General features: G+C 40.1%; 13 protein-coding genes and 1 tRNA gene. All 14 read right to left on the reverse strand.

What is annotated here, in order from left to right:
* Positions 1 to 763: 763 nt before the first annotated feature.
* Positions 764 to 952 (reverse strand): 50S ribosomal protein L28, encoded by a 189-nt coding sequence (gene rpmB / locus ODU41_RS07305; RefSeq protein WP_001140948.1) that lies wholly within the window; start codon positions 950 to 952, stop codon positions 764 to 766.
* 391 nt (positions 953 to 1,343) lie between these two features.
* Positions 1,344 to 2,225, reverse strand: coding sequence for a class II fructose-bisphosphate aldolase (locus ODU41_RS07310; RefSeq protein ID WP_004195761.1), 882 nt, complete (start codon positions 2,223 to 2,225; stop codon positions 1,344 to 1,346).
* 234 nt (positions 2,226 to 2,459) lie between these two features.
* Positions 2,460 to 2,545, reverse strand: a tRNA-Leu gene (locus ODU41_RS07315).
* A gap of 296 nt (positions 2,546 to 2,841) precedes the next feature.
* Positions 2,842 to 4,446 carry a CTP synthase gene (locus ODU41_RS07320; RefSeq protein ID WP_074391426.1) on the reverse strand — a complete coding sequence of 535 codons (1,605 nt, stop codon included), beginning with the start codon at positions 4,444 to 4,446 and terminating at the stop codon, positions 2,842 to 2,844.
* 192 nt (positions 4,447 to 4,638) lie between these two features.
* A complete protein-coding gene (gene rpoE, locus ODU41_RS07325; protein WP_014637475.1) occupies positions 4,639 to 5,220 on the reverse strand; it encodes a DNA-directed RNA polymerase subunit delta in 582 nt (193 codons plus the stop codon).
* 126 nt (positions 5,221 to 5,346) lie between these two features.
* Positions 5,347 to 8,490 (reverse strand): pneumococcal-type histidine triad protein, encoded by a 3,144-nt coding sequence (locus tag ODU41_RS07330; RefSeq protein WP_222759785.1) that lies wholly within the window; start codon positions 8,488 to 8,490, stop codon positions 5,347 to 5,349.
* A 33-nt stretch (positions 8,491 to 8,523) separates the two neighbouring features.
* On the reverse strand, positions 8,524 to 9,444 hold the full coding sequence (locus tag ODU41_RS07335; RefSeq protein WP_014637473.1) for a metal ABC transporter solute-binding protein, Zn/Mn family: 921 nt from the start codon (positions 9,442 to 9,444) through the stop codon (positions 8,524 to 8,526).
* A gap of 107 nt (positions 9,445 to 9,551) precedes the next feature.
* Positions 9,552 to 10,949 carry a glycosyltransferase family 2 protein gene (locus tag ODU41_RS07340; protein WP_232051778.1) on the reverse strand — a complete coding sequence of 466 codons (1,398 nt, stop codon included), beginning with the start codon at positions 10,947 to 10,949 and terminating at the stop codon, positions 9,552 to 9,554.
* Positions 10,950 to 11,087: 138 nt separating this feature from the next.
* Positions 11,088 to 13,232 (reverse strand): hypothetical protein, encoded by a 2,145-nt coding sequence (locus ODU41_RS07345; protein WP_398578841.1) that lies wholly within the window; start codon positions 13,230 to 13,232, stop codon positions 11,088 to 11,090.
* A gap of 8 nt (positions 13,233 to 13,240) precedes the next feature.
* The gene (locus ODU41_RS07350; RefSeq protein ID WP_044760998.1) at positions 13,241 to 14,683 is read right to left on the reverse strand and encodes a CotH kinase family protein; all 1,443 of its coding nucleotides are present in this window, start codon (positions 14,681 to 14,683) and stop codon (positions 13,241 to 13,243) included.
* A 6-nt stretch (positions 14,684 to 14,689) separates the two neighbouring features.
* Positions 14,690 to 15,367, reverse strand: a complete 678-nt coding sequence (locus ODU41_RS07355; protein WP_024384678.1) for a DUF4956 domain-containing protein — start codon at positions 15,365 to 15,367, stop codon at positions 14,690 to 14,692.
* A gap of 12 nt (positions 15,368 to 15,379) precedes the next feature.
* Positions 15,380 to 16,075, reverse strand: coding sequence for a VTC domain-containing protein (locus ODU41_RS07360; protein WP_172078615.1), 696 nt, complete (start codon positions 16,073 to 16,075; stop codon positions 15,380 to 15,382).
* A gap of 286 nt (positions 16,076 to 16,361) precedes the next feature.
* Positions 16,362 to 17,048: a transcriptional regulator gene (locus tag ODU41_RS07365; RefSeq protein ID WP_024406471.1), complete on the reverse strand. Its 687-nt coding sequence runs from the start codon at positions 17,046 to 17,048 to the stop codon at positions 16,362 to 16,364.
* Between the two features lie 60 nt (positions 17,049 to 17,108).
* Positions 17,109 to 18,506 (reverse strand): dipeptidase PepV, encoded by a 1,398-nt coding sequence (pepV, locus tag ODU41_RS07370; protein ID WP_398578842.1) that lies wholly within the window; start codon positions 18,504 to 18,506, stop codon positions 17,109 to 17,111.
* Positions 18,507 to 18,537 lie beyond the last annotated feature (31 nt).

The following is an 18,537-nucleotide window of genomic DNA, read 5'->3' on the forward strand; positions in this document are numbered from 1 at the left end:
ATGTATTAGGCACGCCGCCAGCGTTCGTCCTGAGCCAGGATCAAACTCTCATAAAAAGTTTTGATTCAAACTCAAGCTATCACTAGCTTTCCGTTTTATTGTTTTGTTTTGTCATTGACGATTTATCCTTAGATAAATCACCCTGCACGTTTGGTTCGTCTTCTTTAATTTTCAAAGGTCTTGTTCGTTGTCGCGCTCTCGCGACAACTATCTAAGTTTATCATTTCTTAGAAACTTTGTCAACACTTTTTTGAAACTTTTTTTCGTTCCGCTGTTGACTAGTTCTTCAAGAGACAACTCAATTATTCTATCATCTTCTACTGAACTTGTCAACACTTTTTCGAAACTTTTTTTCATTCCGCTACTGACTAGTCCCTCAAGAGACAACTCAATTATTCTATCACGACTTATACACATTGTCAACCGGTTTTTGGAGATTTTTTTTGGATTTTTTAAACACTCTCTATTCTTCCAGTTCGTGATTCTCTTCTTGTAGAGCCCGTACGGATATGCTCTCTCGTACAACTCCTAATGTCAATCCAAGTTTAAATGTTCGATCTTGGAAAAATCTCCCACATCAATACACAGTTCATTTTTGACACGTTCCTTCTTTGTTAACCTTTCAACAACAATGTGAAGAGCTATATAGTTGATATTCTTTCCTGTTTATTATGTAGTGACCGAATTTGCTCCTCATCGACTTTATATCTAGACTATTTTTTCAAAAAACAAAAGTCGCTAGATTTTTCTAACGACTTTGTTATTATACGCGTTCAACTTTGCCTGATTTTAGTGCACGTGCTGAAGCCCAAACTTTTTTAGGTTTACCATCAATCAAAACAGTTACTTTTTGAAGGTTTGGTTTAACTGCGCGTTTAGTTTGGTTCATAGCGTGTGAACGGTTGTTACCTGATACAGTCTTACGACCAGTGAAATAACATACTTTAGCCATTGTATCTTCCTCCTCATTTGATCAAATATATCGGATGTGCTAGCACCACATACTATACTATTCTAACAGAAAAGATTGGACTTGGCAAGAATTATTTTCACTTTCTTTTTTTAAAATATCTATACTCATAGGTAAATATTTTAATACTACAGTTTGCGCACCATCCATAATTCTTCGTTCTCTAAGCTATTACAGTCATGAAAACTTTGGAGCGGTTTATATTTTAATTGTTCTCTGCTCACTTCTATCGTAGATTTCTTCATAGCGAAGAACTAGATCAAACTCAATCAACTACATAATAAAAAGGATTCTCGAAAGAAAATCCTTTTTTGCTTAATCTAAGAAACTTATGCTTTGTTTGCTTGAAATCTGAGATTTCTTCGCAGTTACATTAAGCTTTGTTCGCTGAACCGAATACGTCGATACGCTCTTCAACAGATGCTTGGATAGCTTTCACGCCGTCTGCCAAGAATTTACGTGGGTCAAAGAGTTTTTTCTTATCGTATTCTGCTTCATTTGCTTCATAAGCTGCTGCAAACTTACGAGTTGCGTTTGCAAATGCGATTTGGCACTCAGTGTTTACGTTAACTTTAGCAACACCCAATTTGATTGCTTCTTGGATTTGTGCATCTGGAATACCTGAACCACCGTGCAATACGATTGGGAAACCTGGTACAGCTTCAGTCAATTTACGCAAGTGGTCAAGGTCAAGACCTTCCCAGTTTGCTGGGTATGGACCGTGGATGTTACCGATACCTGCTGCCAAGAAGTCAATACCAGTTGCAACCATTGCTACTGCGTCTTCAATTGGAGCCAATTCACCAGTACCTACGATACCATCTTCTTCACCACCGATAGTACCAACTTCAGCTTCAACTGAGATACCTTTAGCGTGCGCCAATTCTACAACTTCTTTTGCTTTTGCAAGGTTTTCTTCTACTGGAAGGTGTGAACCGTCAAACATGATAGAAGTGTAACCAACTTCGATACACTCAAGTGCATCTTCGTAGTGACCGTGGTCAAGGTGAATAGCAACTGGAACTGTAATGTTCATTGATTCAATCAAGTTTGCAATCAAGTTACGAGCTACTTTGTAACCACCCATGTACTTAGCCGCACCCATAGAAGTTTGGATAAGAACTGGAGCTTGTTTTGCTTCTGCTGCACGCAAGATAGCTTGAGTCCACTCAAGGTTGTTTGTGTTAAATCCACCAACTGCATAACCGTTGTCACGCGCTGCTTGGACAAATTTTTCTGCTGAAACTAATGGCATTTCGATAGCCTCCTAATATTTTTTGAGGTTGCACCTCATACTCTTCTATTCTATCATTTTTATTTTGAAAATGCTAGTTGAAACCGTCTAGTTTTGAGAAAACTTTCACATATCTTTTCATGAAAGCCATAATAATGCCTGTTTCGTATCATTCTTGTAATTTATGAACTAGCATATATCGTGCTCTGCACTTATCTGGACAAAGCAAAAGGACTAGCCTTAGCTAGTCCACTATGCGGAGAGTGGGACTTGAACCCACACGACCTAAAGCGGTCACAGGATCCTTAGTCCTGCGCGTCTGCCAATTCCGCCATCCCCGCTTAACACAGGAACTAGTATATCATTAGGAACTATCCTTGTCAACACTTTTTTTGAATTTTATTTTTTTATTTTTACTTTTTTTGCCAAAACGTCTGCCAAAACGTATTGATTTAGCTGATTCTTTTGCAACACTCTACTATATAATGATATTGCTTAAAACCGCCTAGACAATGATGCCATATGGGGGTGATATTTCGCATTTTCTTCTATAAATACTGACATCTTTTTCGTTTCGTTATATAAAAAAATATAAAAGAAGATTGAATAATCCAATCTTCTTCTATAGTGGTTATACTTATTTTTCATTCTCTATAGCTGCTGAAACAAAGGCTGTATACAAACCTTCAGGGCGATTAGGACGAGATTGTAGTTCTGGATGATATTGGCAGGCAACGAAGAATTTATTTTCTGGAATTTCAACAATTTCTACCAAACGGTTGTCTGGTGACACGCCTGAGAAAACAAAACCTGCTTTTTCAAATTGTTCACGGAATTCATTGTTAAACTCATAACGATGACGATGGCGACGTTGTACAACTTCTTGATTATCATAAGCAGCTGCAGCCTTGGAGCCACGTTTGAGCTTGCTTGGATAAAGACCTAAACGGAGAGTTCCTCCTAAATCTTCTACTCCAATTTGATCACGCATGATGTCAATAATTGGATATTTGGTTTCTGGGTCTAATTCAAAGCTGTTAGCACCATCTAAACCGAGAACGTGACGAGCAAATTCTACACAGGTCAGCTGCATTCCCAAGCAGACCCCTAGCATTGGCACGTCATTCTCACGAGCATAACGAATGGCTTGTATTTTCCCTTCGGTACCACGTTGTCCAAAGCCACCAGGAACGATAATTCCTTGTGCTTGTCCTAGACGTTCAGCTACGTTTTCTGCTGTCAAATCATTTGCATTGACCCAATCCAATTCGATAGCAGCATCATTTGCATATCCTGAGTGTTTTAGAGCTTCAACTACAGAAATATAGGCATCTTGTAATTCTACATACTTACCAACTAAAGCGATTTTTACTTTTTTCTGGAGATTAAGAACCTTATCTACCATTGCTGTCCACTCTGTCATATCTGCTGGAGGTACGTCGAGTTTCAAGTGATCGCAAACAATTTGATCCATGTTCTGCGCTTGCATATTTAATGGGATTTGGTAAAGATGTTCGACATCCAAGGACTCAATAACTGCTTCTGGAGCGACATCACAGAATTGTGCCAGTTTATTTTTAATTCCTTGTCCAGCAGGCTGCTCTGTCCGAATTACCAACATGTTTGGCTGAATACCTAGACCACGCAACTCTTTTACAGAATGTTGTGTTGGCTTGGTTTTCATTTCGCCTGCTGCTTTGAGATAAGGCAAGAGTGTTGTATGGATATACATAACATTGTCTGAACCGACATCTGCCTTCATCTGACGAAGCGCTTCAAGGAATGGCAAGCTTTCAATATCACCTACTGTACCACCCACTTCCGTGATGATGACATCTGCATCTGTAGTACGAGCTGCACGCTTGATTTTGTCTTTCAAAGCATCTGTAATGTGCGGAATAACTTGAACTGTCGCCCCTAAATATTCCCCTTTACGCTCTTTACGGAGGACTTCGCTATAAATTTTACCTGTTGTAACATTTGAATATTTGTTCAGGTTAATATCGATGAAACGCTCATAGTGCCCAAGGTCCAAGTCGGTTTCTGCACCGTCATCCGTCACAAAAACTTCACCGTGTTGATACGGACTCATTGTTCCCGGGTCAATGTTGATGTATGGATCAAATTTTTGGATTGTTACCTTGAGACCTCGGTTCTTCAATAAACGACCTAGACTGGCTGCTACAATCCCTTTGCCGATAGAGGAAACAACACCACCTGTTACAAAAATATACTTTGTCATGCAAACTCCTTTTCTACGATTCAGGCTAATAGGAAGCGATTTGTGGGGATACTTCCTGTTAACTTGAAGAAAAAACAAAAATAGCTCCCTATCGCTAGGGAGCTCCGACCTCAAAAGAGGTGCCCGATAATATCTTATCGTAATTTGGTAGTCTTGTCAAATTATTTTTAAGAATCAATGGGGATATAATTCTTATTCGTCGACGACCTCTTCATCTGAATACTCGTCGTCATCTTCACCTAAATCAACATCCTCTTCATCCAATTCGTCATCTGGGATAATTTCGTTGATTTCTGAATCATAGGACTCAACTTCATCTTTTTCGTCATCTGGATTTTCATCATCGTATTCTGATGATGCACTACCCGGATAGTTGTCCTCATCTTCTGGATCGTCATGTCCGTAGTCAATTGCATCCTCATCACCGTCCATGAAGGCATTGACACGTTTCTTCTTGCGTTTTGGTGCATCTTCGTCATCTTCTTCAAGAGTGATCACTTCTTCGTCAATCTCATCGATTGCGTACCAAGAACGTAAGCCCCATTTGTTTTCGCCAAGTGGAATGAAGCTTCCATCCACATTCAAATCAGAATAGAAGGTTGGGAGGGCTGCGCGAATCTCGCTGTTTGATTTTTCAAGGTAGTTTTGAATTTCATTGACCAAGTCGTTGAAATACATTTCGTTGTCACGTCCACGTTCTTCCAAAATAGCACGGGCTACTTCAATCATGGAAAGTTCGCTTTTTTCTTGTCCTGCAAATACGTTAAGTTCCAAGGCTGTTCTCCTTTTTTGTCTTTCCTTTCTATTTTACGCTAAAAAAGGCAAATAGTCAAAGATAATCTTTATCGTTTTTCTGTAAAAAAATACCTGCAGAGCTCAGCGCTACAGGTATTTTGTTTACTATACTTGTTCTTCTAAACTTGGAAGGGAAATGGTCCGTTTGACCCCATCCTTATCTACAAGTCGAACAACTTTGCTTGTTGCATCATATTCGAAAGCTTCAAAAGAAACTTTGTAACGGTCTGAGAGCGTGACCAGACTTTGTTCAAAGGTTTTGAAATCCATGCCAAACTCTTCTGCTCTTCGTTTTAATTCTTCTGTAAACTCGTCAATTTCCTCAGTTTCTTCAGAAATAATTTCTTCATCACTTTCTTCCGTCTCTGTTTCTTCTGTTGATTCAGATGGTGTACTTGGTGTAAATACTCCCCAGCCATCGTCTGATACAGGGCGTTCTTGTGGATTAGTCATGTAGTATTTAACCGTTGCTAGGAAATCTTCTAGACTATACCCTTCAGGACTTCTTGCACTGCCTTGGTCAAACCATTTAAAGGATACATAGTGATAGTGATCTTGATGCGGAATCACTAGAGTCCCGTTGCGTACTTCGGTCGCATAGCCAGCATTGTAGGTCAGTACTTCGAAAGGAACGACTTTCTTCGCTTCAACTCGGTTGTAAATTTCCTCTGCTGTTTCTTTGGCAACTTGTGGCTGTTCTGGCGTTGTTGTCTCGCCTGCACTTGTTCCTGTTTCAGTTGGTGCAGGTGTTGAATTAGATTTCTCACGTTGAGCCACCATAGCCTCTGCTGGGATCAGCTCGCTTAAGTAATTCAAATCACTCTTGTTAATCCGACGGTAACCATCTGTAATCACACGTGGGATGCGATAGTTATCCGTACCTATTTTCACTTTTGAATCTAATAGGTCTGCTGGGTCAAAAATATAGCCATCTTTCGTTGTATATTTTCCTGCTGCCTTAGCTTCTGCCAATTCTTCTGCCGAGTGAACAATTTGCCAATTTTTCAAACCTGCACGTTTCTCAATCGGTGTGACATTTTTCGCCAATTCTTCAGCGTCTCGTTTATCAAGAAGAGTTTGTACAGCTTCCAATTCTTCTTTAGATAAATCTTTCTTGGAAATTGAACGCAGAGAACCACCTGTCGCTCTTGGTAGACTGAACGCTTGACTAAAGACAAAACTTGCTGGATCTAGTACGTCTTCCGCCGAGAAGATATAGCCATCATTTGTTGCAAATTTCCCTTTTGCACGTGCATCCATGACTTCTTCTGCGGTGTGAATGATTTGCCAATTTTTCAAGCCTAAGCGGTTTGCTTTAGGTGTTGCATTTAGAATTGGGGGAACAAGATCCGTTGCTTCTCCATCACCATGTCCACTTGTAGTCCAAGCAGATGGACGAATTTCAGGATGTTGCATGATATAGCGGATCGTTGCAATTTGTTCCTTACTCAACCATGTGTAAGGTAGGACGTGGATGTGATCAATGTGTGGAATAATAAAGGATTGTCCAGTATCATAGGTCGCATTCGCTCCCTTCATCGGAATCTGATCCATACCGACCAACATGGCTGGCGTAAGATCTCCTTCTGCAAGCGGTGCAATATCAAAGATATACTGCTTATCTTTTTCTGCCAAGGTCAACTCAGCAAAAGAGATTTTCATCAAATCTAGTTCGTCACGACCATACGTATACGTTTTTCCACCTACTTCCATTTCATAAACAACTTTTCCAGCCAACTTACGTTTAGCCGTTACTTGTTTGTATTCAAATGCAGGGCGGTTTTCTTCTTGAATTGGTTTTACAGGTTTTGAATCGTTCCCTTGACTTGGTGTTGTGGGTTTAGCATCGTTTCCTACTTGTTCAGATGTTTTCGGTGGCACTTGTTTGCCTGCCTTCTCATTAACCCATTCCTCTACTTGCTTGATTTCAAAATCTTCGAGTTCGCCAAAACCAACATAATGGAAATGATCTCCATGACTAGCTATCAACCCTTGATCATCAACTGAGGTAATAGAGGATTTGCTAAAGATGTATCCATCACTTGTAAAATATGCCTTACCATCTAACCCTTTTCCATAAGCAGGAATTTGACGTCCCATATAGGAAACCACTTTCCCTGTTGACTGCTTCGGTTGTGTTGGTAATACTGGTTGTGTAGGAGATACCGGTTGCGTTGTAACCGTGCCGATTGGTGTTACTGGACGATTTGGTTGTGTCGGTGTGTGTTGGGAGTGACTTGCTTGTGCACCAGAAGAAACACCTGCTCCATTTACACCAATCATTCGAGAAATCTTCTCTTCTAGAGGAGACATCTGGCTGTATGGGATAAAGTGGTAATGGTCGCCGTGTGGAACGATGACACCTGCTGCGGTTTTCTTCGTAATCGTTCTTGGGTCAAATACCAATCCATCTGCTTCTACATGGCGTTGAGATAGCGGCGTTGCATCCAATTGAGCCAATAAACTAGCCAAATCCTGACCTTGTCCCGCACTAATTGTTGTCTGTTGTGCTCTATTGTTTCTATCGCCATATTGACTACCACTAGCCGAGCTCGCACTTCCTTTTTGATTCCAGTAATCTTGTGCAGCCTTCAATTCGGCAGCTGATAAATCTTTTTTAGGAATAAAGTGGAAATGGTCGCCGTGCGGAACGATAAAACCATCTCCCGTATCTTCAATAACATCTGTCGGATTAAAGACATAGCCATCGTCTGTTCTGTAGCGGCCGTCTTTACTATTTCCTGCTGCCTGATTTTTACTGTCAGCAGAAGAGATTCCTTTTTGCCGCTCCACTTCTTCTTTGCTACGAACATTTTTACGTTTGCTAGGGTCTTTTAGATAGAGATAGTATTTCCCGTCGACTTTTATGACGTAGCCATCCTGGACTTCATTGATGATGTGACTGTCTTGTAAAACATAGTTTGGGTCCTTCATGACCAACTCTTCACTAAAAATCGCATCAAAAGGGACTTTACCATTATAGTAGTGGAAATGGTCGCCGTGTGATGTCACATAGCCTTGATCAGTAATTTTAACGACTATCTGCTCAGCGTCAATATTTTCCTTGGCAGAAACTTGATCAGGCGTTAATTGTTCAGCAACGGTAGTTTGTACACTTTGACTATCTTCAATATAGGACACACGATTTTTTTGTTCTTCCATCGCTTGGAAACGTCCAAGCTGATAGCTACAGAGACTCATCCCTAAAACAAGGGCGGCTACGGAGCCAACAACTGCTTTTTTCTTCATTTTTTCTCCTTTCGGTCGATAGAATTCGGCCTTTTATTTTAACTCTTGAGCTAATGTTTCTAAGACTTGCTCTAGATTTTCTAGATAGGTTAAATTATTTTCTGGATCTGCTTCAAGAGGATCCAACACTTTTAAGTCCACACCTGTCGAACTCGCCAATGCCTTGGCAAGCTTATCCGAGGCACCTTTTTCTGTAAAAATTGTTTGCACATTGTAGGTGTCAACAAATTCTTTAATTTCTGCCAACTGTCTAGGGCTTGGTTCCTCCTCTGAAACTCCTGCGATTCCCAACTGCTTCAACCCGAAGCGTTGCGCAGTGTAAGAGAAGGCTGTGTGTTGAGTGACAAATGTTTTTGATGTGGCTTTTGAAAAGATTGGGCTATACTTGTCTGCCAACTTTTGCGCCTTTTCCTCCAAGGTTGCGGCATTTTGACGATAATAATCCGCATTCTTAGGATCACTTTCTGCTAAAAGTTCACCGATCGCAACAGCTTCCTGACCAACCAAAACTGGATCCAGCCATGTGTGGGGGTCATATAAACTAGCTTCATCAATCCCTTGACCAGCTTCCATGTCTTCTAAGCCTGGAACCTTTGTCAGCGGTAAATTAGTCGAAGCCTCCAAAACCTTGACAGATGAACCTTGCAAATTAGGTTCCAAACGTCCTGCCCAGGATTCCAAAATTCGCGAATGATAGATAAAAACATCTGCATCGTATATGGCCTTTATGTCCGCAGCTGATGGTTCATAAGAGTGTATGCCCTGTCTTGAGCCAATCATTCGAACATCATTTTTGCTCCCAGACACTTCCTTAACCAGTGAATAAATTGGGTAAAATGAGGTGACTATTTTCATTCCTGGCTGCACTTGACTCGCTTCCTTCTGAGCCGAGCAAGCTGCTAAAACAAAACCGAATAAGGCAACAAAACAGCCCCTTATCACTTTCTTTAACATAACTACCTCCTTTGTTAACCAGTTAACTATATCACAAGAATGTTAACCAGTCAAGCATTTTTTTAAAAAAATAAGACTTTCTTTTTATAAGCCAGTCTTACCTTTACTTAAACAAATTGTTTCACTCGTTTGATCTCTCCCCATTCACGCTTTCTCTTTTTATATCCAATAAAACTTGTCAGACGGACAATATTCAATACCCAATGCAAGAAAAAGTATCTGAACAAGGTTGCTAGGAAGGCTTTGCACAAATCCATAGGCCCAATAAATAAATCTTGCGAGTAGACGCGTTGCAAAAATGATGCAAAGGTGATTAGTGAGCAAAAAGCACTATAGAGGAAAAAGAGCGATATGAAAAATGAGATGTTTAGTTGATGATAGATCAATGAAAGTAGAATCACGAAACAACCGAAAGTCTCTATAAACGGAGCTAAAAATTCAAATAGCATATAGTAAGCATAGGAAAAATACCCCACCGCCCCAAAACGAACTCGTGATAACATTTTTCGGTATTTTTTTAGACATTGATAGAGCCCCAAGAACCAGCGACGGCGTTGTTTGCATAAATCACCGATAGAGCTCGGTGCTTGACTCCAACAAATGGCGCTGGTTTCATAGCAGATTCGATAAGGAATATTGTTATTTCTACAGAAATAGTGCAATTTCATGACTAGCTCCATATCTTCTCCCAGTGTCTGCCTATCATAACCCCCAACTGCTATGACATACTCCTTGTAAAATAACCCAAAGGCACCTGATATGATGAGATTGGATTGCAAATAGTCCAATAAAATTCTACTCCCTAAAAAAGAACAGTCATATTCGATAGCTTGTAAACACGGGAGCACCGACCACGGCAACTGGTAATGGCTGACCTCTCCGTCAGTTATTCGTACCCCTTGTGAAACTTGGACGACTCCACCAACAGATATGACATTCTCCCATTTCTGCATGGGACGGACGAGGTTTTTCAGAGAGTTTCTTTGTAACATCGAATCTGCGTCGATACACAAAAAATATTCGTGCTTGGCTGCGTTGATACCGAGGTTAAGAACATCCCCCTTGCCTCCATTTTCTTTTTCAATCAATGTCAGACAAACAGAACCAAACTCTTGTTCTGAGATTCTGTGATAAGGACGACAAGAAAGCTTGTAGTCAATTTTTCGTTGACTGTCCTTCATCTGAAAATACTCGCGAACCAGCTGTGCTGTTTGATCTTTAGAACCGTCATCTAATACAATGATTTCATAGACAGGATAGTCCAATTTCAATAAGGATTCTATGGTGGAAATAATGGTAACTTCCTCGTTGTAAGCTGGGACCAATATAGATATTGGTGGATAATTGCCCTCGCGCTCCTCTAGCTTCCTCCGTCGCTTTCTATAGCGCTCATGGAGATGAATACCTCCTGTCACTACAGAAAGCAACAAGAAGCTTGCGTACAACACTAAGTAAGTCAAAAACAAGAAGCGTGAAATCGTTAAAAAAATGCTTAACCAAGTCATCCCTGCCCCCTTCTAATCAGCGCTTGCGCTCGACCATTCGTGGTTTCTTATAAAAAAGTCTACGTTTGATAATATAAGCCATATTAAAGATTAAAATAGCAATGCAAATAATAATATAAAAGTACAACACATTATGTATCATTTCTCTTCCTCTTTCCAATAGTCTTTTAGCATGGTGTATGAAGTTTTTAGAACTCCTTCTACGGTAGGTCTATTCCATTTTTCCAAGCGATAGTTTTCCATCCGAATATACTCCCCTTTTTTCCACTCACCTAAACCAAGCCGGATAGAATCAATCGCTATCTCCGAAACACCATAATGTTGATAATAGTCATCGTGTATCCTTCCTTGTGAGGGGTTTGAAAAATTCAACAATTGCCACGGAATCCGAATTTCTATAACTTTCTCTCCAAAGTAAATATCCGCCTGCGAATCAAACTCTTTTGCTCCCCTCTGACTGTTTCCAGAACGTAGCCGTCCCGTTTCATAAAGCGGATTCCATTTATCTTCTCGTTCGGCTTTTTCCAAGTCTTCAAAAATCCGATTGTGTTTCAATACAAGCGATGCCGTTGTAAAGTGCGGTGAATCTTTTTTAGGAATGTCAACAAATGGGTCACTTCCGCTTGTTTGTTTGAGATAGTTAGCTCGAACTGCATCATATCTCTCCTGGACCAACAAACGGCTGTTGCTTTCCCCATCTATAGCTAGGAGAAAATCTGCACCCCCTAAAAAGTTCACTCCTTCAGCCTTCCATTCCATACTGCCGGTCTTCGGTGTAATATCAATAGGAATCAGCCACCGATTTGCACCATCGGTCTTTACGGCAGTCTTTTGAATAGCTAAATATAAATAACTTTCATCCCCATCAACAAGTAATTTATTCCCGTTATTTTCAGTAATAGCTTGCTTTTTCCACTCCTCAAGCGAGCCATCAAGACTGTGATTCTTTACTCGATTTTCAAACGCCATCAAGCCGAAGCCTTGATTATTTGATTGAGCATCTCCCCATTGGAAACGGCTATGCCGGTCTGTTGTAAATGCTGTATTCCAAGTACGAGCACCCCAATCATCTTGCCAGGACTCAATGATTCCGCCTACAGCGCCCGTCTTTAAAAATGCACGAAAATCCCTAATCAACATTTCTCCCTGCTGTGTTTCTGTTAGGGGACCTTCTATACCTCCCTGATTCAGAGCTGTAATGGCTCTAGAAGTCGAATAACCATAGCCAGAAATCAAGACAGGAACTTGATGATAATGCGTTAGGAGACCGACATAATTTTCTGGGTAGTTTTCTTTTTTTATTTTTGTAACATCTTCTATCGAAAGACTTGGATTTTCCCCAAGGTAATCAAGTGCTTTAGGGTGATAGTCCAATAATTGATAGGAAGCAAATACGCCTGTTCTTAGGCGATTGCTTACCAATAGATTTTCAACGTTTAATTGAGCATATTTTGAAGCTTGCGCTGCGAAGGGTTTTCGATAGATAAACGGGTCTGTTAAGGTCGAACTGGCAAAACTGACCAGGTGTTGCCAGCCATATTTTTTAGTCTCATAAACAATCATTTCATCCAGCACTTCAGCTAACATCGCCTCAAAAGTCGTGGCAGTCTGACCTGTACTGATATACTCTCCCTTATAAGAAGTCTGCTTCACTTGATGATTGGTATAAGCTACTGTCGAACCATTCCATTGGTCACCAACGATAAAACCAAGCACCCATTTGGAAACATCTTTCCGGTAGTAATGACTCCCCAAGTCGGTATTCCAGACTTTTCTTCGACCATGGATGACATCAACGGCATCTTTTACATCCTCCAATAGTCGTCCTCGATATTGGGGATGGTAGGCATCAATAGCTGTATTATCTCGAACATCATCCACTCGAACCCCTTGTAAAAGATAAAGCGGCTTATCTGACTGACGATTGTGCTTATCCAAGGCAACATAAAAATCAACATCCATAATCGTTTTTACACGAATGGTATTGGCTCCCATGTCTGAGATACTCTTCATCCATGACAGGTAACGTTTCTCTCCAATAGCAAAATCATTTTGATGGTAGCCAGCTATGCCACTATCTATTGTTACCCCTTTGACAATAAAGGGATGCTCTCCACCCCTTGTTTTCCGTACCAATTCCTGATTGCGAACCTGGAAAGTATAATTAATAGTCTCTTCCGAGTACACCTTAGGGATATACAAACTTCCATCAAAATAATACAAATAATAACCGACCGTCAATATGCAAACCAGTATACTGACAACTATCAAATACTTTTTCATAGTCCCTCCTAATAATCGACTAGCGTATTTGTATTTTTGGATGGAGCACAATATTGATACAAGGTTTCAATATGCTCATCCAACCATTTCCCACGATCTTCAATAAAGGATTTTACAACATGCACAGCTTCTTCATAACTTGCTTGATTGCGTTCATAGGGCTGTAGATAGTTATGTTCATCCATTTTTTGCAACTGAAAGACATAGCCCCATTTATCATTATTTCTTTGAATGGCTGGACCTAAAAATTGAACTGTCTTGTCAATATGATCGTGAAGACGTTTGGTACTGAGCAGATTTTTGCGTAGTTGATGGTACTTATGAACCACTAAATCGATAAACTCCTTATCCTTGATCATCATGCTAAACCACGGAACCTCCAACATCGAGAAACCTGCTCGATCGTACTCTACATCGCTGTGGTTATCAAATGCGTTGTTAAAATCCCATACAGCAATCTTCATCTTGTCTCGCAAATCCTTGTAGAGATAGGTGGAGAATATTCCTGCATCCGTATTGCGGAAAAATTCATTGATAACAAAATAAGTCGCAAAAGCATTCTTGTCTACGTAGTGCCCGTACTGTTTTAAATCGTAGGAGTATAGGATTCTCTCAATCTTACTAATATCCTGCTGGATAAAGTCTTTTTGAGCTTCTGTTATTTTTCGGACATTTGGGTAGCGAATATCTAGCGATGACTGATCTGCTTGATAGGTATAGCCAACATAGTTATCGACTGGATTTTTTGCCTTATGCGGTCGGTCCCAAACAGCAATATATGATGTTTTCAAGGAGCGTTTGTCGCTTTTTTCAACAGGAATTCTATGTACTCCCTGCTCTATACTCTCAACAATTAAATACAAACCTTGGTACTCTCCGTTAATCATCACTTCACTATAACGGACATTGGGAGCATACTCCATCAATTCGCCAGCTAGGTTATAGGATATATAATTTCTCAGCAGACTCCTATCCAGAAATGGACCATGCAAGACCCACTCGGATTCCTTTGGCATTCCCGCAACCGTGTGTTCTACATCCTCTCCTTTTTTATCGACAAAACGTAGTTTAATTGATTTCTTATCAAAATGCCGAGAGGAATTGCCACGATAAGCTATTTCCGCCAACGTTTCAACACGCGCCCCATCCCCGACACGGTTTACTTCATCTAATCTATCGTACAGCCGAACAGTTCCTCGTACAGATTGTTGTCTTGTGCCTCCTTCATTTTCTCCTCTTTCTAGAGGAATTACCTTCCCGTCCAGAGTGTCAATTTCAATAATCGGTAGGTGGCTGGCCAAGTGCTCAACCGGACTCACTGGTTGGGCAGATATAGAAACTTTATGATGGTAAAATCGTTCTTTATGCTGTTTTAGGTCAAGCATCTGTAGACTAAAAACACCAAGCAGCAACCCGATAAAAACTAAGTAATACAGTATTTTTTGTTTCATAGATAATTATCCATTGATATCATCACTTTGCGTCACGACATTAAAATAGTCTACCTCACCCAACTGATAGACTTGTTCAACTAAGCTATTATCTGCTGAATAGTATTTGTCATAAACACGCCGATTGACCTCAAAAATCAGTTCCAACATATCTGCTTTTGTATTTTTTACACGTTGAACAACATGTCCGTTAAAATACTGGAAGAAGAGTCCTTCCAAAGGAACTTCTAACTCTCGATTAGCTCGTACAATTAATAACATCCGATTTTCATTTTTAACCCTTCCCCAGATGAGAAGCAGCAAGAAAATCACACTACTTCCAATCATTGCCACTATATAATCTCCGACACCACAACAGATTCCAACTACAATCGTCCAAAAAATATAGGTTGTATCACGAGAATCCTTCACTGCTGTCCTAAAACGAACCACCGAAAGCGCACCAACCATACCCAAGGACAGTGCCACGTTATTCCCAATAACGGTCATAACAGTCGCAGTCAGTACCGTCAGTGTCATGAGCGATATGTTAAACTTTTTACTATAGGTCGTTCCAGCATGCGTATAGGCATAAGAAACGTAGATAACTCCTCCTAAAATAGCTGCCACCACAATATGCATAATCATATCTTGGATTGTCAATGTTCCATGTTGTTCTAAAATATTTCGTAATAAATCTTTCATCTATCTTCCCTCTTAAAATCTATAATGTTTACTGATCATTCTTCCCATACAATATTTACTAGCACTCAATTCACTGCCATCCACCTCTGCCAACAAATCTTTGATATGCGACAATAGAAATCCATTGTACTTTACTTCTAAAATAACCAGATGAGGATCCAACAAACTGTATTGCAGCAGATGGTTATTAAAGATGTCGTAGGATGCTTCTGTCCCGCGTACTTGAAAATCAAACGTGATTCGAATATCGTTTTCAGGAGAAATAAAAGCTTTCCGACGGTATTCAATAATCGTCTTAGGTTTGTAACAGTACTGGTTCATACGGCAATAAAGTTCCGTCGCCAATTTATCTGGATAGGCCAATAACACTGATGTGTTCCCTTCAACCAATGACATCGCATCACTTTTTGTCATCAAAAGGGAACGTTTCCGCTGATTATCTCCCTGCTTCTGCTTCAGCTCTAATTTGGCATTTTTCGAACCATTTCCATAATTCCTTAAACGAATCTTCCGACGATTTTCAAGACCATCTTCTTTTTCCTGCCAATCAACATCCTCTAAAGAATCAAAATAGAGGGAACGTACGCAGTAGCCATCTTCTTTTCCATAGCTATCCACTTTTAGTATTTTTTCTAACTTTCCGCTCAAATAATAATACATTTCTAACGGAAGTAGATACTTCTTCTCCTTCCGCAACACTTCATTAATCAAGCCATGTCACTCCATTCCTTTTGCCATTTTCTATAATAAAAAATACAATTGTATAGTTGTCTTATGATTATAGTATAGTTTTTTGCTAATTTCTTGACAACCCTTCTACTCAAAAAAACATATAAACTACAGGGATGTGTATTTTGTCTATGTTACGTTACCTCTGCTTCAACATCCCTCCCTCTCCTAGCACTCACTTCCTCAAAACAAAAAAACCCGATCAAAATCGAGTTTTACAAACAAGTTGTTTCAATATAGCCTATCATCCTAGATGACCATCGTTTTAATTATCAACGAAGCCATTTGCTTCATTTTTTATAATTTGAATGTATTTATAAATACTTACTTCTGACATTTTGAAAGCTGTAGCCACCTGTGGAATAGCATCTTTGAAATCAAAGAAACCTTTTTGATACAAGGAGCGTACAACTGCTATTTTTTCTGTTCTTGATAGTTTGAATCGCTCAACATCTTTCCCATGTGTTTCTTGTTCAATCGCAGCCTCAATCATACTACCAGCAGTTGTATAGAAATTTTCAACGATATTTGGTTCTTCATGTTCTACTTGCTCATTAGCCAGTTCTTCATTGACATCTTCCAAGGCCGACTCGAACAAGCGCTTCAAGGTTAGCATCTTCGATTTATCAGCATTGACACAAATCATGCCGAGCAACTCACCAGTATCATCTTTTATAAAAAAACTAGAGGAGTACAATTCCTTCCCACCCAAAGTTTTTGTACGATAATTTACCAGATAATCCTTTTCCTTATACACCTTCGACTGGAGTACATCCAACACAAAATCCGTTGCCGGAGCACCAATATCACGGCCGGATAAATTATTTTTTATATAAATCAACGAGTGATCTAGCCCCTGCGAAAAGTCTTGTAGCACAACCTCGGTCTTCTTCCCCAAAATTTGAGCCAAAAAATCAACCAAGGGAATATAGTGATTTAATTTTGAATTCATACTCATATCCAGACTCCTTATACATTACTTGTATCACACCAGACTGAAAATCGCAAATTTTTAACACGAACACGCCAAATTATAGATTGTTTCCGAATAAATGACCACAATTCGCAGTAAATCTTCCACTTCCATGTATTCATTCGCCTGATGCATGGTATCTTCCCTATCTGGAAATAGCGCACCGAATGCAACTCCTTCTTCCATCAGACGAGCATAGGTAGCTCCTCCAATAACCAGCGGAGCTTCTTGTCCACCTGTTTGGTCTCGATAAACTTCTTGCAGACATTGAACCAGCTCAGATGACGGAGAAACAAAATGTGGGCTCAACTTCTCATATCCAGCCACTTGGAAACATTCTCCCAGTTTTGATGCCACCAAAGTCTGAATCCTAGAGAATTCAATCCCTTTTGGATAACGGCAATCACACGAAATCAGCCCTCCAGCTTCTTCGGTGTAAGATACCAGACCAACATTGACTGTCAATTTACCCATCTCTGGATCCTGATAAGCAATTCCGAAACTTTCCCCAAATGAATCTTCGTGGCAGTCAGCCAATAATGATAGAAAATCTTGTTGATTTGTAGAAACTCGTGAATAAGTATCCAAAAAACGAGCCAGGTGGGTTGCTGCATTTTCCCCTAAAAATGGTTTGCTACCATGAGCGGATTGCCCAAATAATGTCAGGGTAACATTCTTCTCCTGTCTGCATACTTCACCAGCAATTCCAGAATAGTCATTTATAAAACGATAAAATGCTTGGGATATTTTTCCAGGCTCCTCTGCTTCAAGTACTGCAACCGCCTTGTCAGGAACCATATTCACCTGCACACCGGCATGAAATTCTTTCAGATAAAAATCAGGACGATTCACACTACCAGTCGTGATTTGCAAAATACTAGTCCCCTTTTCACCATGTATAACAGGGAAATAGGCATCAGGAACCCAACCAACCTTGGGAAAACTACGGTATTTTTGATAAGCCTCCATACATTTCCATTCGCTTTCTTCATCACTTCCAATGATAAAACGAACGGTCTTCTTTGGATTTATTCCTAACCGTTGCAGTATTTTTATTGCAAAGATGGCACAGACCAACGGCCCCTTGTCGTCCAATACTCCTCGACCGTACAATCTTCCTTCTCGTAAAGTCGGTACAAAGGGATCTGACAACCACCCTTCCCCAACGGCAACAACATCAACATGTCCCATAATCCCAATAACTTCATCAGAACCGCCCCAGTCTGCTTGAACAACCAGATTATCAATTATCTCTGTTTTCAGCCCTGTCTCATTCAATAACGTTTCGACCGCATAAAGGGCACGTTTAGGACCTGGTCCGACCGGACACTCCTCGCTCGCTAGACTATCGTCTCGAACAGAGTTAATACTCACCAAGTCACAAATATCTTGTAACAACTCCTCTTCATACTTCTTTATTTCATTTAACCAATTCATACTAACCTCTTATCTAAAAATAAAAGAACCA

The sequence above is a fragment of the Streptococcus sp. 2022WUSS083 genome, assembly GCF_044427155.1.
In the GTDB taxonomy this organism is placed as follows: domain Bacteria; phylum Bacillota; class Bacilli; order Lactobacillales; family Streptococcaceae; genus Streptococcus; species Streptococcus hashimotonensis.

What these genes read in the sequence shown, in the direction of transcription:
- rpmB (WP_001140948.1), bottom strand. Translation starts at nt 952, where the DNA reads ATGGCTAAAGTATGTTATTTCACTGGTCGTAAGACTGTATCAGGTAAC.
- ODU41_RS07310 (WP_004195761.1), bottom strand. Translation starts at nt 2,225, where the DNA reads ATGCCATTAGTTTCAGCAGAAAAATTTGTCCAAGCAGCGCGTGACAAC.
- ODU41_RS07320 (WP_074391426.1), bottom strand. Translation starts at nt 4,446, where the DNA reads ATGACAAAGTATATTTTTGTAACAGGTGGTGTTGTTTCCTCTATCGGC.
- ODU41_RS07330 (WP_222759785.1), bottom strand. Translation starts at nt 8,490, where the DNA reads ATGAAGAAAAAAGCAGTTGTTGGCTCCGTAGCCGCCCTTGTTTTAGGG.
- ODU41_RS07335 (WP_014637473.1), bottom strand. Translation starts at nt 9,444, where the DNA reads ATGTTAAAGAAAGTGATAAGGGGCTGTTTTGTTGCCTTATTCGGTTTT.
- ODU41_RS07340 (WP_232051778.1), bottom strand. Translation starts at nt 10,949, where the DNA reads ATGACTTGGTTAAGCATTTTTTTAACGATTTCACGCTTCTTGTTTTTG.
- ODU41_RS07345 (WP_398578841.1), bottom strand. Translation starts at nt 13,232, where the DNA reads ATGAAAAAGTATTTGATAGTTGTCAGTATACTGGTTTGCATATTGACG.
- ODU41_RS07350 (WP_044760998.1), bottom strand. Translation starts at nt 14,683, where the DNA reads ATGAAACAAAAAATACTGTATTACTTAGTTTTTATCGGGTTGCTGCTT.
- ODU41_RS07355 (WP_024384678.1), bottom strand. Translation starts at nt 15,367, where the DNA reads ATGAAAGATTTATTACGAAATATTTTAGAACAACATGGAACATTGACA.
- ODU41_RS07365 (WP_024406471.1), bottom strand. Translation starts at nt 17,048, where the DNA reads ATGAATTCAAAATTAAATCACTATATTCCCTTGGTTGATTTTTTGGCT.
- pepV (WP_398578842.1), bottom strand. Translation starts at nt 18,506, where the DNA reads ATGAATTGGTTAAATGAAATAAAGAAGTATGAAGAGGAGTTGTTACAA.